Source organism: Acinetobacter sp. 789_lipA, from assembly GCF_058242845.1.
In genome coordinates this window covers 2,465,475-2,479,458 of sequence record NZ_JBZAYS010000001.1, presented here as the reverse complement: position 1 = coordinate 2,479,458, position 13,984 = coordinate 2,465,475, and the positions used below count along the sequence as shown (strand labels likewise).

Genomic DNA, 13,984 nt, shown 5'->3' with positions numbered 1-13,984 from the left:
TATTTTTCACGACAACAACATCATCAATCTAGCGCTAAGTCCTTTTTACAACTCAAATTTATGATTTTTAAAAGACTTATTTTTTGTCACGTATAAACTGGTAATAATAGTCATTGAGTAGCTTAATCATTCGCTTTAACTCAATTAAGTTTTCTAGATTATTGCCTAAACGTACAACAAATCGCTCATTGGCAATTTCCAAGTCGATCTTTTCATTGATTAACATAGCACTATAAAAAAGTGCATTGAGGTCATCAAACTGACTAATTCTACGATTTGAAAAATAGACCAAACGTTCAGCATGTATAGCATTTAGTACAATACCTTCAATGATAAAGCCTTTTTCATCATCATATTCAATCTGATGCTGCTGCAAAAATAGTTGTTCTGGCGCATCTTTCTTTAATTTAAATAATTGGCTCAATTTACTCAGCATAGACATCTAATCATGGTTCCTCACTCAGGCTTATTGTAGTTCTAACTGCTACCTTTTGTTAGCACGGATTGGCTTAAAAGTATAAAAGCAGCGCATTAACTACTTTTATACCTATATATAGTTATAAATGTCTTAGCGAACTTATGCTAAAGGTACAACCTTCGTCGTCACCTCAGTAACCAAATTTTCAAATAAAAAATGCGACCTAACGGTTCCCGAGTAAGTAACCCTTGCCCCAATACTACGCATGACTACATCCAAGCATAGGTGTTCATTGGCTTGAATATATTTGGTATTTAAGGCTGCAATACCATTAATAAATTGCTAAACGCAGCGGCGTTGGATAAACATCATTGGTCGATTGAGATTTATTGACAAGGTCATTTGGATGAATAACCTCGTATTTACCTTAAGAAAGGAATACATGCTTTAATGCAAAATTGGTCAACACTTCGTTGCTATTCATATTAATTTGTGGTGCCCGCTCTATCTTGATAGACATCTATAGGGAAAAGCGTATGTCTAACCTTCAATAGTTTGGCTCAATTGATCACATACCACCGCAATGGTCTGCACAATTTCAGGAGAGATTTTGCCAAATGTGCAGTTAATTTATACCGACTCTATTTTCACTTGTGCCAAAGCAAGCAGAAAATGCCATTGAATTCCTATTTTCTAATTAGAAATTTGAAAGTTTTCCAATGCTCTCAAAGCAAAAACGCCCTAACAGAATTAGGTTAATGGTGAAATATTCGTCTTTTTCACCTATTTCATGACTGTAAATACATTTCATAAATGAAACATTTTATATGGAAATGCGCCTACTCTGCAGGTAATGTAATTTTTCGTAAGCAATAAAAAATCATAAATTATAACTAGCTTGCTGATTTTACGAAATAAAAGCTTAGAATCTCATTTACCCTATAGAAAAGAATAATAATTGACCAATAAATAACATATTTTCAACAACTTATTGTTTAATTTTAAAAAACAATTAATAATTACACAAAGCATACAAAAACACATCACAACTGTTACAGAGTGTAATTTTATTTTTATGCTTGAATCGCCGTCTCAAACAAAGCGATTAAAAAATCTCCCAAGTCGGATTTTGCCAAGGAATGCCTATGAGTCAAATTAACCCCACCCTCGTCACATTTTTAGTTTATATCATTGCCATGGTTGGCATCGGTTTGTATGCATACAAGTCCACAAACAACTTTGATGATTACATCTTAGGTGGTCGTAGTTTAGGAAGTGTGGTTACTGCGCTTTCTGCAGGTGCATCAGACATGAGTGGCTGGTTACTGATGGGCTTACCGGGCGCAATTTATTTGTCTGGTTTGTCTGAAGCGTGGATTGCTGTAGGTCTAATCGTTGGTGCATGGCTCAACTGGTTATTGGTTGCAGGGCGTTTACGTGTACATACTGAAGTCCAAAACAATGCCCTAACCCTGCCTGATTATTTCACAGGTCGTTTCGCAGATCGTAAACGTATCTTGCGTATGATCTCAGCGATCGTTATTTTAGTATTCTTCGCGATTTACTGTGCTTCAGGCATGGTCGCTGGCTCACGTTTATTTGAAAGCATTTTTGGCTGGGACTACACCACTGCTCTTTGGATTAGCGCAATTGCAACCATCAGTTATGTATGTATCGGCGGCTTCCTTGCAATTAGCTGGACAGACACCTTCCAAGCAGGTCTAATGATTTTTGCTCTGCTGCTTACCCCAATCATGACTTACCTTGCGATTGATGGTAATGCTGCACAGTTCACAGTCTTACTTGAAACGGCTCGCCCACAAGCGATGCATATTGTTTCTGAACTCAGCACTGTTGCCATCCTGTCATCATTGGCATGGGGCTTAGGCTATTTTGGTCAGCCACACATTTTAGTGCGCTTCATGGCTGCGGATTCTGTGAAAACGATTCCTGCTGCGCGTCGCATTGGTATGACATGGATGATTTTATGTCTAGGTGGTGCGGTAGGTGCTGGTTTTATTGCCATCGCGTACTTCCAACAACACCCTGAACTGGCGGCTGTGGTTTCTCAAAACCCTGAAACTGTGTTCATGGAACTGACTAAACTCTTATTCAACCCTTGGATTGCGGGTATCATTTTAGCTGCAATTTTAGCTGCGGTGATGAGTACATTAAGCTGTCAGCTATTGGTTTGTTCTACAACATTGACAGAAGACATGTACAAAGCCTTCATCCGTAAAACCGCTTCTCAAAAAGAATTAGTTTGGGTGGGTCGCTTCATGGTTATTGCTGTTGCTGTTCTTGCAATTTGTTTAGCAAGCAACCCTGACAGTAAAGTTCTAGGCCTTGTAGCTTATGCATGGGCAGGTTTTGGTGCGGCATTTGGTCCACTGATTATCTTGTCTTTGTTCTGGAAGCGCATGACCTTGAATGGTGCTATTGCAGGTATTATTGTTGGCGCGGTAACCGTGATTGTGTGGAAAAATGCATTAGGACACTTAGGTCTATATGAAATTATTCCAGGCTTCATCTTCTCTTGGATCAGCATTGTAGTGGTAAGCTTAATGGGTAAAGCTCCTGAAGCTGAAGTGGTACAACGCTTTGAACAAGCAGACAGTATGTACAAACAAGCGATGGCTGAAATGAAAGAAGAATCTACACAACGTTAATTGAACGTGTAGATCAAAAAAAGGGGCTTTTAAGCCCCTTTTTTGCATCTCATGTACTCAATTATTTCGACAAAGGTTTGTATTTGAGTTGAATACGTGAACTTTCTTTGATGACTTCCATCACGGGATAACTGCGCGTTTCTTTAACGCCCGGCAGTTGCCACAATACTTGACCTGAGATTTTTCGGAACTCATCCATACTGGCACAGCGAATCTTCACCACAAAATCAAAGCCTCCACTGGTCATATGACACTCCACAATTTCATCATGCTGTAGCACGGCATGGCGAAAATCTTCCAAGACATGTGGCGTGGTTTTATCCAAAAGGATCTCCACAAAAACCACAAAACTGGCATTAAGCATGTTTGGATTTAAGCGTGCTTCATAACTCAGAATAAAACCCTCCTTGGTTAATTTCTGTACTCGAGCCAAAGCAGCCGTCGCTGATAAGTTCACCTCTTCGGCAAGTTTAATATTCGATATTTTTCCATCTCTTTGAAGAATATCCAATATTTTGATATCTGTTCGGTCCAAGCTAAAAATTGGGCTCGTCATCTGAATTAATCTCTAAATAGCATACAAATTATAGTGAGTTATTCGGCATTCTTTCTGTAATCATAAATTAATTACTATAGATCTCTCAACACATTATTGTATGCACAGGATGTAGGCATGAATATGATGGAAAGCAATACGCATTTCAACGACGCTCAAACTCAATTTGAATATATTACCGAATTCAAAGAAAAAAGTGAGCTTGAAGTTGAAATCAATACCGCTTGGCGACGTGCCGAAACTGACTGTGTTCAAAACTTATTAGACCACAGCAAAATCTCTGACGAGATGAATCAACGCATTCATGAACTTGCTTTTGATTTGGCTCATACTTTACGTGAACGTAAAAGCGGCAGCGGTAAAGCAGGTATTGTACAGGGTCTCTTACAAGAATTTGCACTGTCTTCTCAAGAAGGCATCGCGCTGATGTGTTTAGCTGAAGCATTGCTTCGTATTCCAGACATGGCGACACGTGACCTATTGATTAAAGACAAAATCAACCAAGGCAACTGGAAAGAACACGTTGGTCAAAGTAACCTGATGTTTGTCAATGCGGCTGCATGGGGCCTCATGTTGACTGGCAAGCTCATGGAAACACCAAAGCAAAATAGCTTATCAGGCACTTTAACAGGCTTATTGGCACGTAGTGGTCGTGGCATCATCCGTAAAGCAGTTGATGTGGCTATGCGTATGATGGGCGAACAGTTTGTGACTGGCGAAACCATTGGTGAAGCATTACAACACGCTGAACGTCTTGAAGAAAAAGGCTTCCGTTATTCATACGACATGTTGGGTGAAGCAGCATTGACCGATCATGATGCTGATCGTTATATGAAAGACTATACCGATGCCATTCATGCCATTGGTCAAGCGTCAAAAGACAAAGATGTTTACGACGGTCCAGGTATTTCAATTAAATTATCTGCTCTACACCCTCGCTACCAACGCGCACAAGTTGCACGTATGCATGAAGAGTTGTACGGCAAAGTCTTTACCCTTGCTAAATTAGCACGCGGCTACAACATCGGTTTAAATATCGATGCAGAAGAATCTGAGCGTTTAGAAATTTCTTTAGAAATGCTTGAACGCCTATGCTTTGAACCAGAACTCAAAGACTGGAAAGGCATTGGTTTCGTTATCCAAGCATATCAAAAACGTTGTTTCTACGTGGTTGACTACATCGTAGACTTGGCTAAACGTAGCGAAAAACGCTTAATGATTCGTTTAGTGAAAGGCGCGTACTGGGACAGCGAAATCAAGAAAGCACAAATCGAAGGGATGACCGACTACCCTGTATTTACCCGTAAAGTACATACAGACTTGTCGTATATCGCTTGTGCGAAGAAATTATTGGCTGCACCAGAACAAATCTACCCACAGTTTGCAACGCACAATGCGCAAACCTTGGCGACCATTTATGAAATGGCCAACCCAGAGAAATACTATGTGGGTCAGTATGAGTTCCAATGCTTACACGGCATGGGCGAGCCACTGTATGAACAAGTGGTCGGTGAAAAGCAAGATAAAAAGTTGGGTGTACCGTGCCGTATTTATGCGCCAGTGGGCAACCATGAAACACTATTGGCTTATCTTGTACGTCGTTTACTTGAAAATGGTGCAAACACCTCTTTTGTCAACCGTATTGCAGACAAGTCACTCGCAATTGATGATTTGATTGAAAACCCAACTCAAACCATTTTAAGCAGTGCAAAACGTGAAAATATCGTGGGTCAAAAGCACCTTTCGATTCCACTTCCTGCTGAGCTTTATGGGCAGCTACGTGCAAACTCCAAAGGTTTAGACCTTGCAAATGACTCTGCATTAGCTCAACTGAACCAAACAGCTCAACAGTTTGCTAAGCACCAATGGTCTGCTGCACCAATGGGTGAGCACATTCAGACCAATGACGCCGTTGCTCCGCAAAGCATTATCAACCCAGCACGTCACACAGATGTTGTGGGTTATGTACAAGAAGCAACAACCGAACAAGTTGAGCAAGCATTAAACAATGCGCAGGCTGTTCAAGATATTTGGGCACGTACGGCTAAAGACACCCGTGCGAGTTACCTACTTCGCGCTGCTGACTTAATGGAAGCTCGCTTAGAAGAACTGATGGTTTTACTTTGTCGTGAAAGTGGTAAAACGTATGCCAATGCCATTGCAGAAGTTCGTGAAGCTGTAGATTTCTTACGCTACTACGCAACGCAAATGATTGATCTAGATGCAAACGCAGAAGTTGAGCCTTTAGGCACTATGCTATGCATTAGCCCATGGAACTTCCCATTGGCCATCTTCACAGGTCAGGTTGCTGCTGCGTTGGTTGCGGGTAATACAGTGATTGCTAAACCAGCTGAACAAACGCCATTGATCGCAGCGCAAGCAATTCAAATCTTATGGCAAGCAGGTGTGCCTCAAGCTGCTGTACAGCTGATGCCGGGTCGCGGTGAAACTGTGGGTGCACAACTCAGTGCAGCCGAGCAAGTTCAAGGCATCATGTTCACAGGTTCAACTGAAGTTGCCAAGATTTTGCAAAAAACTGTGGCGAAGCGTCTAAGCAAAAATGGTGAAAGCATTCCACTGATTGCTGAAACAGGCGGTCAAAATGCCATGATCGTTGACTCATCAGCACTGACTGAGCAAGTTGTACTTGATGTCGTCAGCTCAGCTTATGACAGCGCAGGTCAACGTTGTTCTGCTCTTCGCGTACTGTGTGTACAAGAAGACAATGCCGATGCTGTGATTCAAATGCTTAAAGGTGCAATGCAGCAACTTCAAGTGGGCAACCCATATCTACTTAAAACAGATATTGGTCCTGTAATTGATGCTGAAGCGCAAGAAAACATTCAAAAGCACATCGACAAAATGCGCCAAAAAGGTCATCGCGTACACCAATTGATGCGTAATGATGCTCAAGACACTGAGATAAATGCAGGAACGTTCATTACACCAACATTGATTGAACTGCCAAATCTCAATGATTTAGAGCGCGAAGTGTTTGGTCCTGTGCTGCACGTGATTCGCTTTAACCAAGGTTCACCCAAACAATTACTTGAGCACATCAACAGCAAAGGCTATGGCCTGACGATGGGTCTACATACCCGTATTGATGAGACCATTCAAACTGTAATGACCCATGCTGAAGTAGGTAACCTCTACATCAACCGTAACATCGTGGGTGCAGTTGTCGGTGTACAACCTTTTGGTGGCGAAGGTTTATCAGGTACAGGCCCTAAAGCGGGCGGTCCAATTTATCTATATCGCCTAATGCAAAACTGTTCTGCGAAAAAGTTAAATAAACCATTTGCAACAGGTGCTGACTTAAACCCTCAAGTCGAGTTCAGCAACTCTGCATTGTTCCTTGAGTGGGCAGCTAAAACCTTCCCAGCAGTAAAATTGGCAAAAATTGAGAACTTCTGTTCAGGCCATCATTACGAGCTGCAAGGTCCAACAGGTGAAAGTAACCAATACATGGTAATTCCGCGTCATGCAGTGTTGTCATTAGCAGAACAAGAAGCGGATCAGTTACAACAGTTGAATGCGATTTTTGCAGTCGGTAGCCGTCCAGCAGTGCTTGCAGATAACAGCTTTGTGTTAAAACACATACCAAGCATGCCTAAAGCATTGGCTCAAGCGTTCCATGTCATCAAAGACATCAAAACTGATGCTTTTGATGCGGTATTGCACCATGGTACAACGGCGCAGCTTTTAGCGTTGCAACAGCAGATTGCTGAGCGTCAAGGTGCGATTGTGGGTATTACTCATCTTAGCCCATCACAAACTGCCATTCCTTTAGAACGCTTTGTGATTGAGCGCGCTATCAGTGTAAACACTGCAGCTGCTGGTGGTAATGCAAGTCTCATGACTTTGAACTAAGCCCAATTTAAACCTGCAGTCCTCATCAGGACTGCAGGTTTATTACTATGTTTCCTCTATTGCCAAGTCAACATCTCCTGGTCTGTTTACTTGGCATTTTTTATGCGACTCGGTTTGACTTAATCTGCTCGAAAATTTCCGATGTAGCACAGCATCAAACCACTTGTAGCATGAATAAACCCCACGCTTTTGCTGAATATCTTTAGGCTAATTCGGCAAACTTTGTTACCATCTCTTTTTTCAATATGTTTGCGATTTTTACTGCATATGACTTCTTCTTATCAACAACAACTTGACGCCAAAATTGAACGAATTACAGCTCAATTTGCTGAATTCACTCCACCTTCGCTTGAAGTTTTTCAATCTCCTGAAAAACACTTTCGCATGCGTGCAGAATTCCGTATTTGGCATACCGAAGATGATATGTTTTATGCCATGTTTGAACGCGATGAAGACAATCAGAAAAAAGTCATTCGTATTGATGACTTCCCAATCGCTGATGCCAGTATTAATCAGCTCATGCCTGTTTTATTGGCAGAATTGAAAAGCAATGATCTCCTCTCAAAACGCCTATTTGAAGTGCATTTCTTAGCAACCTTAAAGGGTGAAATGCTGGTTTCACTGATTTATCGCTGCCCACTCGATGAACAATGGCAGGTTTTAGCCAAACAACTTTCAGAAAAATTAAATATTAAGTTGATTGGCCGTAGCCGTGGTCAAAAAGTGGTACTCACTGATGAATTTGTGGTGGAAGAACTACAAGTTTTTGAGCGCAAATATCAGTACAAACAAATTGAAAGCAGCTTTACGCAGCCCAATGCGCAAGTCTGCCAAAAAATGCTCGAATGGGCCTGTAATGCTGCACAGCAGTCGAACAAAGATTTGTTAGAACTTTACTGCGGCAATGGTAACTTTACCCTACCGCTCTCAACCCGTTTCAACCGTGTCTTAGCCACTGAACTGGCTAAGTCTTCGGTGTATGCAGCACAGTGGAACATCGAACAAAACCACATCGATAATATTCAAGTCGCGCGTTTATCGGCAGAAGACTTCACACAAGCCTATAACGGCGAACGCGAATTCCGTCGCTTACAAGAAGCAAATATCGATATGAGCAGCTATGAGTTCGATACGGTGTTTGTTGACCCACCGCGTGCGGGTATTGATGATGAAACCTTGAAATTGATTCAGCGTTTTGAACGAATCATCTATATTTCGTGTAATCCTGACACCTTACATGACAACTTACAAACACTCAGCCAAACCCATAAAATTTCACAGTTTGCGCTGTTTGACCAATTCCCCTACACCCATCACGTCGAGTCTGGGGTATTGCTGGAAAAAATTTAAACAATTTGTTGCAACTTAAACCGTATAAAAAAGAAGCTTGAATGAGCTTCTTTTTTAATTTTCATGAAAAAAGATAAGCTTATATAAAATGCAAGTATTTCAACTGTCATAATAACGTTAATACCTTGCGCTATAATCGGAATTTTTCGACATCGATCGCTGCTTTTATCTCTCACGCTGACTTGCATTATTTTACAGATTGGTTATATTTCACCCTATGTTAGGTTGTAAATGAAGTCTATATGAGTTTTTGGCAAAAGCTGTTTTCAAATGAACAGCAAAACGAGCATAAAAATCAAATTGCTTGTGTTGAAAATGACTGCTCTTGTAAAACCAATGAACAGCTCATCGAAAAGCTTAAAACAGCGACCGATGAAGAAGTGATTGTTGGGATTAAAAAGGTATTAGCTTCTCGTGGCTATGGCCGTAAGGAGTTAAATGAACTTCAGCATCGACCTCTACAGTAGTAGAGTCACTGAATATTCATCAAAAAGGCACTTAGATTGATCTAAGTGCCTTTTTTAATGGCTGTACATCATTCTGCGTATAAAAAACCACGGTATATGAAGCACAGCACACTTTGCACGTTTAAATATTATACAAAGTCTTAAATTTTTGTTACCTTACAGGCTCAATATAAAAATCAATAATGTTTGAAATTAAAAGGTTAAGTAATGAAAAAACTACTCATAATCAGCACATGTATTACCCTTTTATCTTTAACAGCATGTAGCAAGATGCCGAAAGCTTGTGTTGAGTCTTGGGAAAAAATGGAAAAACTTGCCGAGCAGATGGGTTTGCCTGAAGAACAACTCAAAGAACAAAAAAAGAAATTTGAAGAAGACGTGAAAGCGATGAACACTGAAGAAGCAACACGCATGTGCAGTACCCAAAACTCACTTTTAGGTCTAGTGGATCAATAAACACTACTTCATCTTAAAAGAGGATGCTTGCATCCTCTTTTAATGCGATCACAAAAGCTAGATACTCCTTTCCAATCGGTCTCTTTTATTTCTATCATCGTAAACTCAAATAACCGAAACCCACTAAACAGTCGCTAATTCACAGCAGAAGCTTTAAAATACAGATAAAAGACAACTGTAATGAATTAGCACGTATTAGGCATGCAACAACAAAAAGTCCACTACCCCTTGGGGGCTCATCTTATAGTCAAACATTTTGGCTATACGCATCACGGCATATATGCGGGGCGTGGACGTGTGATTCATTATTCAGGTTTTGCACATCTTTTTAAAAAGTATCCGATTGAAATCACCTCCATCGAGAACTTTAGCCACGGACGTAAAATTACAGTTAATCAGTACCAAGCCCCCAAATATAAAGGCCGTAAAGTGGTTCGCCGTATGCGCTCACGCATGCATGAAAACAACTACCATCTTATTATCAATAACTGTGAACACTTATGCACATGGGCCATTACAGGCGTTGAAAGTAGCCCACAAGTCATCAAAATGATGAACAGACTTACTACTATTGGCTATGTCAGCTCTATGATGAGTTTCATGAACAGCCTGATGTTAACGCTGACCACCACCTGTTTTGCCTTGGTGCTCTACATCAAAAAGAAATTACGTGATAAGGCCAAACAGCAGCTTGGGAACTATTTTGAGTTTAAAGAGGAACGCTCTAAAAAAGATCACTGATGTGAACGCAGTTGAAAAGGCGGAAATTTATCTTCAACCAAGTTGAGCTGGATATCGTATTCAAGCCATGCCTTGGCACCATCTAGCACTGTAGTAAAGCCACCTGTTGCATCCATCACATAATGAATCAGCTCATTACCTTGTAACTCAATGTCATAATTTCGAATGATCACATAGGTATTCATGCTGTCGATTTTTTCAAATACAAAATCCACTTTAGTTTTAGGCGTGCCCCATTCGATGCAGATCAACTCATTTTCAACGACTTGTAGGACATGAGTCGAGTGTGTAATTTGGTATTTATCCCAGGTCCAATCGACCATTGCGCCTTTTTCTAAATAGCCCGAAGACTGACTAAACCAAAACTTGGTGGTTATAAGTGGATCAACAAAAGCGTTAAACACAATATTGACAGAACGGCGAATCAACATCTGAGTTTCGATCACGGTAGTCATTGTTATATCCCTATCACTTTTAAACTTAGTGATAGCACATCTCAACAAACCAATCATATCGAAAATTTGTTATGGCTCAGGCAATCCGCTCATTTTCTGTTATGGATTTGTTCACTGCTTTAACTTAAATTGGCTCTATGCGCACTTACTGGTTCTGGCAAAGATTCATTTAAAGAACTGAGCATTTCGCGCTCTATGCCCCGCACAATAGCATCTAAAGGCAAATCATTTTCCTGAAGCCCGAAGGGTTCTTCTAACTCTGCACTTAGCGCATCTAAACCCAATAATAGATAGGCAATTAAGGCCACGATCACCGGTGACCAAAAACCGAGACTGGAACTTAAACTAAAAGGTAAAATGAGACAGAAAGAGTACACGGCACGGTGTAACAAAACTGAATAAGAAAATGGCAGAGGTGTAGATGAAATACGGTCACAACCAGCGTGAATATCTCCCATTGCCACCGTATGCTTAGTCAGCATACTGTAAATAATATCGCTAATCTCACCACGCTTATACAACACCGCCAGATCTTTCTGCGTAAGCTCTAATAGATATTGCGGTGGATTAATATGCGTAGCCAATACCTCCCACTGCTCTACTGTCAGTTGTACTTTGGCTTGATAGTGGTCATAGGTATGACTTTGCTGCCGTAAACGATCTCGAAGCAAATGACTAAATAACATCACGCGATACATCAAAACTGTACGCTCTGCATCATTTAAGACATAACTATCACGGATCATATGCCGTGCGTTGGCAATCATTGCGCCCCATAGCTTACGCCCTTCCCACCAGCGGTCATAACACGCTGTATTTCGAAAGCTTAAGAAAATCGAAAGAATCACACCAAATACAGTAAACCCAATGACAGGCACTGCAGGAGCTGTCACGTAATGTTGAGTCGCTAGATAAACCAAAAGAGTTGAAATTAAAACACCGACCATCAGTGCCGGAAACACTTTCGGCAAAATGGTGCCACGCCAAGCAAAGAGTAATGCAAAGCTATTGGTTTTATCTCGAACGATCACAGTATATTCCTATTGGTTTCGCTACGAAAAGGCTCAACCGAAGTTGAGCCTTATATCTATCCAAATCAAGCAAACAGCGCTTATTTAGGCTTAAAGCTGTCTTTTAAGTCTAAAATACGGTTAAACACAGGTTTCTCTGCTGTATGGTCGTATTGATCTGCAACAAAATAACCTTCACGCTCAAATTGGAAACGGTCTTCAGGCTGTGCTTGCGCCAATGCAGGCTCAATCACCGCGTTTACAATTTTCAATGAATCAGGATTCAAGTTCGCTAAGAAATCATCGCCCACTTCAGGGTCCGACTCTGTAAACAGGCGATCATAAATACGCACTTCAGCAGGAATGCCTTTAGTCGCAGATACCCAGTGAATCACCCCTTTAACTTTACGACCTTCTGGATTTTTGCCCAAAGTTTCAGGGTCGATTGAACATTTCAACTCAACCACTTTACCGTTTTCATCTTTAATCACTTCATCACACTTAATGACATAAGCATGACGTAGACGAACTTCACCACCCGGAATTAAACGCTTGAAGCCTTTTGGTGGTTCTTCTTCAAAGTCTTTACGGTCAATGTAAATTTCAGAGGTTAACGGAATTACACGCTCACCCATGTCTACATTTGGATGACGTGAATGAGTTAAATCTATATCGTTAGGCAAATTTGTGAGTGTGACTTTGAGTGGATTCAATACTGCCATACCACGAGCAGCTGTATTTTCCAAAGACTGACGGATGCAGTATTCAAGCATTGCAACATCAACAATACCATCTGACTTCGACACACCAACACGCTTACAGAAGTCACGTAGGCCTTCTGGGGTAAAACCACGACGACGCATACCTACAACGGTTGGCATACGTGGGTCATCCCATCCATTGACATAACCACCTTCAACCAATTTACGCAATTTACGCTTAGAGGTAATGGTGTAGTCGATATTTAAACGGCTAGATTCATACTGACGTGGTACTGCTTCAGAATGAACTTTTTCAACCACCCAGTCATAAAACGGACGGTGATCTTGAAATTCCAAAGTACATAATGAGTGAGTAATGCCTTCAATTGCATCGGATAATGGATGCGCATAATCGTACATTGGGTACATTTTCCATTTATCACCTGTTTGGTGATGCTCTGAATGGAGTACACGATACAAAATAGGATCACGCATATGCACATTTGGAGATGCCATATCAATCTTGGCACGCAGAACAGCTTCACCTTCGGCAAACTCACCATTGTTCATTTTTTCGAAACGCGCAAGGTTTTCTTCAACTGAAGTATTGCGGTAAGGCGAGTTTTTACCTGGCTCAATAAAGTTACCACGGTTCAAACGAATTTCTTCAGGTGACTGCAAATCAACATAAGCATCACCCTGTTTAATCAGTTGAATCGCCCATGCATGGAGTTGATCAAAATAGCTTGATGCATAGCGTGGTTCACCATTCCATTCAAAACCTAACCATTTAACGTCGTTGGCGATCCCATCTACATACTCTTGTTCTTCAGCATCTGGGTTGGTGTCATCAAAACGTAGGTTGCAAAAACCATCAAACTCGTTGGCAATACCAAAGTTTAAGCAAATCGCTTTCACGTGACCAATATGTAAATAACCATTCGGCTCTGGCGGGAAACGCGTGACTACTTTTTGCGTACGACCTTCAGCCAAATCATCGGTAATCACTTGGCGAATAAAGTCTAAGCCTGGCTGTTGTTCTTGCTGCGCTGCGACAGAGGCATTGTTACTTGGTGTCGGGTTATTTGGCAGTGTTGAAACAACATCATTCGGCTTCATAGTTTAAAAATCACTTTGATGAAAAAAATTAAGGAAAAATAGGGTCCTGCTATACGAGCATAATTCTAACTGATCTATCAGTCGATTTATGAATATTTTACAGCCCCTTAAACGATATTTGATCTATTTTACAAAGAAAATAACGTTTTTACTTGCCTTGTAGTTTACA

At 40.9% G+C, this 13,984-nt stretch carries 11 protein-coding genes; 6 read left to right on the top strand and 5 right to left on the bottom strand.

Annotated features, from left to right (window positions below; genetic code table 11):
* Positions 1–76: 76 nt before the first annotated feature.
* Positions 77–442 carry a hypothetical protein gene (locus AC4CUZ_RS12040; RefSeq protein ID WP_078388842.1) on the bottom strand — a complete coding sequence of 122 codons (366 nt, stop codon included), beginning with the start codon at positions 440–442 and terminating at the stop codon, positions 77–79.
* A 1,121-nt stretch (positions 443–1,563) separates the two neighbouring features.
* On the opposite strand from AC4CUZ_RS12040, the gene putP reads away from it, so the two are divergent.
* Positions 1,564–3,087, top strand: coding sequence for a sodium/proline symporter PutP (gene putP / locus AC4CUZ_RS12035; protein WP_490747642.1), 1,524 nt, complete (start codon positions 1,564–1,566; stop codon positions 3,085–3,087).
* A 61-nt stretch (positions 3,088–3,148) separates the two neighbouring features.
* On the opposite strand, the gene AC4CUZ_RS12030 is transcribed toward putP, so the two are convergent.
* The gene (locus AC4CUZ_RS12030) at positions 3,149–3,643 is read right to left on the bottom strand and encodes an Lrp/AsnC ligand binding domain-containing protein (protein ID WP_004696989.1); all 495 of its coding nucleotides are present in this window, start codon (positions 3,641–3,643) and stop codon (positions 3,149–3,151) included.
* 117 nt (positions 3,644–3,760) lie between these two features.
* On the opposite strand from AC4CUZ_RS12030, the gene putA reads away from it, so the two are divergent.
* From putA to AC4CUZ_RS12005, 5 genes are all read left to right on the top strand, one after another.
* A complete protein-coding gene (putA, locus tag AC4CUZ_RS12025) occupies positions 3,761–7,516 on the top strand; it encodes a trifunctional transcriptional regulator/proline dehydrogenase/L-glutamate gamma-semialdehyde dehydrogenase (RefSeq protein WP_490747641.1) in 3,756 nt (1,251 codons plus the stop codon).
* A gap of 267 nt (positions 7,517–7,783) precedes the next feature.
* Positions 7,784–8,866 carry a tRNA (uridine(54)-C5)-methyltransferase TrmA gene (gene trmA, locus AC4CUZ_RS12020; RefSeq protein WP_281962975.1) on the top strand — a complete coding sequence of 361 codons (1,083 nt, stop codon included), beginning with the start codon at positions 7,784–7,786 and terminating at the stop codon, positions 8,864–8,866.
* A 242-nt stretch (positions 8,867–9,108) separates the two neighbouring features.
* Positions 9,109–9,333 carry a hypothetical protein gene (locus AC4CUZ_RS12015; RefSeq protein WP_004696983.1) on the top strand — a complete coding sequence of 75 codons (225 nt, stop codon included), beginning with the start codon at positions 9,109–9,111 and terminating at the stop codon, positions 9,331–9,333.
* A 207-nt stretch (positions 9,334–9,540) separates the two neighbouring features.
* Complete coding sequence (locus AC4CUZ_RS12010; protein WP_004696981.1) at positions 9,541–9,789, top strand: hypothetical protein; 249 nt, start codon at positions 9,541–9,543, stop codon at positions 9,787–9,789.
* Positions 9,790–9,990: 201 nt separating this feature from the next.
* Complete coding sequence (locus AC4CUZ_RS12005; protein ID WP_004696979.1) at positions 9,991–10,530, top strand: lecithin retinol acyltransferase family protein; 540 nt, start codon at positions 9,991–9,993, stop codon at positions 10,528–10,530.
* Here AC4CUZ_RS12005 and AC4CUZ_RS12000 read toward each other — a convergent pair.
* The 3 genes from AC4CUZ_RS12000 to AC4CUZ_RS11990 all read right to left on the bottom strand — a co-directional run bounded on the left by AC4CUZ_RS12000 (position 10,524) and on the right by AC4CUZ_RS11990 (position 13,815).
* Positions 10,524–10,985 (bottom strand): SRPBCC domain-containing protein, encoded by a 462-nt coding sequence (locus AC4CUZ_RS12000; protein WP_004696977.1) that lies wholly within the window; start codon positions 10,983–10,985, stop codon positions 10,524–10,526. The two genes, AC4CUZ_RS12005 and AC4CUZ_RS12000, sit on opposite strands and share 7 nt — an antisense overlap.
* 119 nt (positions 10,986–11,104) lie before the next feature.
* Entirely contained in the window at positions 11,105–12,016 is a 912-nt protein-coding gene (locus AC4CUZ_RS11995; RefSeq protein WP_004696975.1) for a bestrophin family protein, read from the bottom strand.
* An 80-nt stretch (positions 12,017–12,096) separates the two neighbouring features.
* Complete coding sequence (locus tag AC4CUZ_RS11990) at positions 12,097–13,815, bottom strand: glutamine--tRNA ligase/YqeY domain fusion protein (RefSeq protein ID WP_490747640.1); 1,719 nt, start codon at positions 13,813–13,815, stop codon at positions 12,097–12,099.
* Positions 13,816–13,984: the final 169 nt, after the last annotated feature.

Excerpts from the sequence above, each read along its gene's own strand:
- AC4CUZ_RS12040 (WP_078388842.1), bottom strand. The coding sequence starts at position 442 with ATGTCTATGCTGAGTAAATTGAGCCAATTATTTAAATTAAAGAAAGAT.
- putP (WP_490747642.1), top strand. The coding sequence starts at position 1,564 with ATGAGTCAAATTAACCCCACCCTCGTCACATTTTTAGTTTATATCATT.
- AC4CUZ_RS12030 (WP_004696989.1), bottom strand. The coding sequence starts at position 3,643 with ATGACGAGCCCAATTTTTAGCTTGGACCGAACAGATATCAAAATATTG.
- putA (WP_490747641.1), top strand. The coding sequence starts at position 3,761 with ATGAATATGATGGAAAGCAATACGCATTTCAACGACGCTCAAACTCAA.
- trmA (WP_281962975.1), top strand. The coding sequence starts at position 7,784 with ATGACTTCTTCTTATCAACAACAACTTGACGCCAAAATTGAACGAATT.
- AC4CUZ_RS12015 (WP_004696983.1), top strand. The coding sequence starts at position 9,109 with ATGAGTTTTTGGCAAAAGCTGTTTTCAAATGAACAGCAAAACGAGCAT.
- AC4CUZ_RS12010 (WP_004696981.1), top strand. The coding sequence starts at position 9,541 with ATGAAAAAACTACTCATAATCAGCACATGTATTACCCTTTTATCTTTA.
- AC4CUZ_RS12005 (WP_004696979.1), top strand. The coding sequence starts at position 9,991 with ATGCAACAACAAAAAGTCCACTACCCCTTGGGGGCTCATCTTATAGTC.
- AC4CUZ_RS12000 (WP_004696977.1), bottom strand. The coding sequence starts at position 10,985 with ATGACTACCGTGATCGAAACTCAGATGTTGATTCGCCGTTCTGTCAAT.
- AC4CUZ_RS11990 (WP_490747640.1), bottom strand. The coding sequence starts at position 13,815 with ATGAAGCCGAATGATGTTGTTTCAACACTGCCAAATAACCCGACACCA.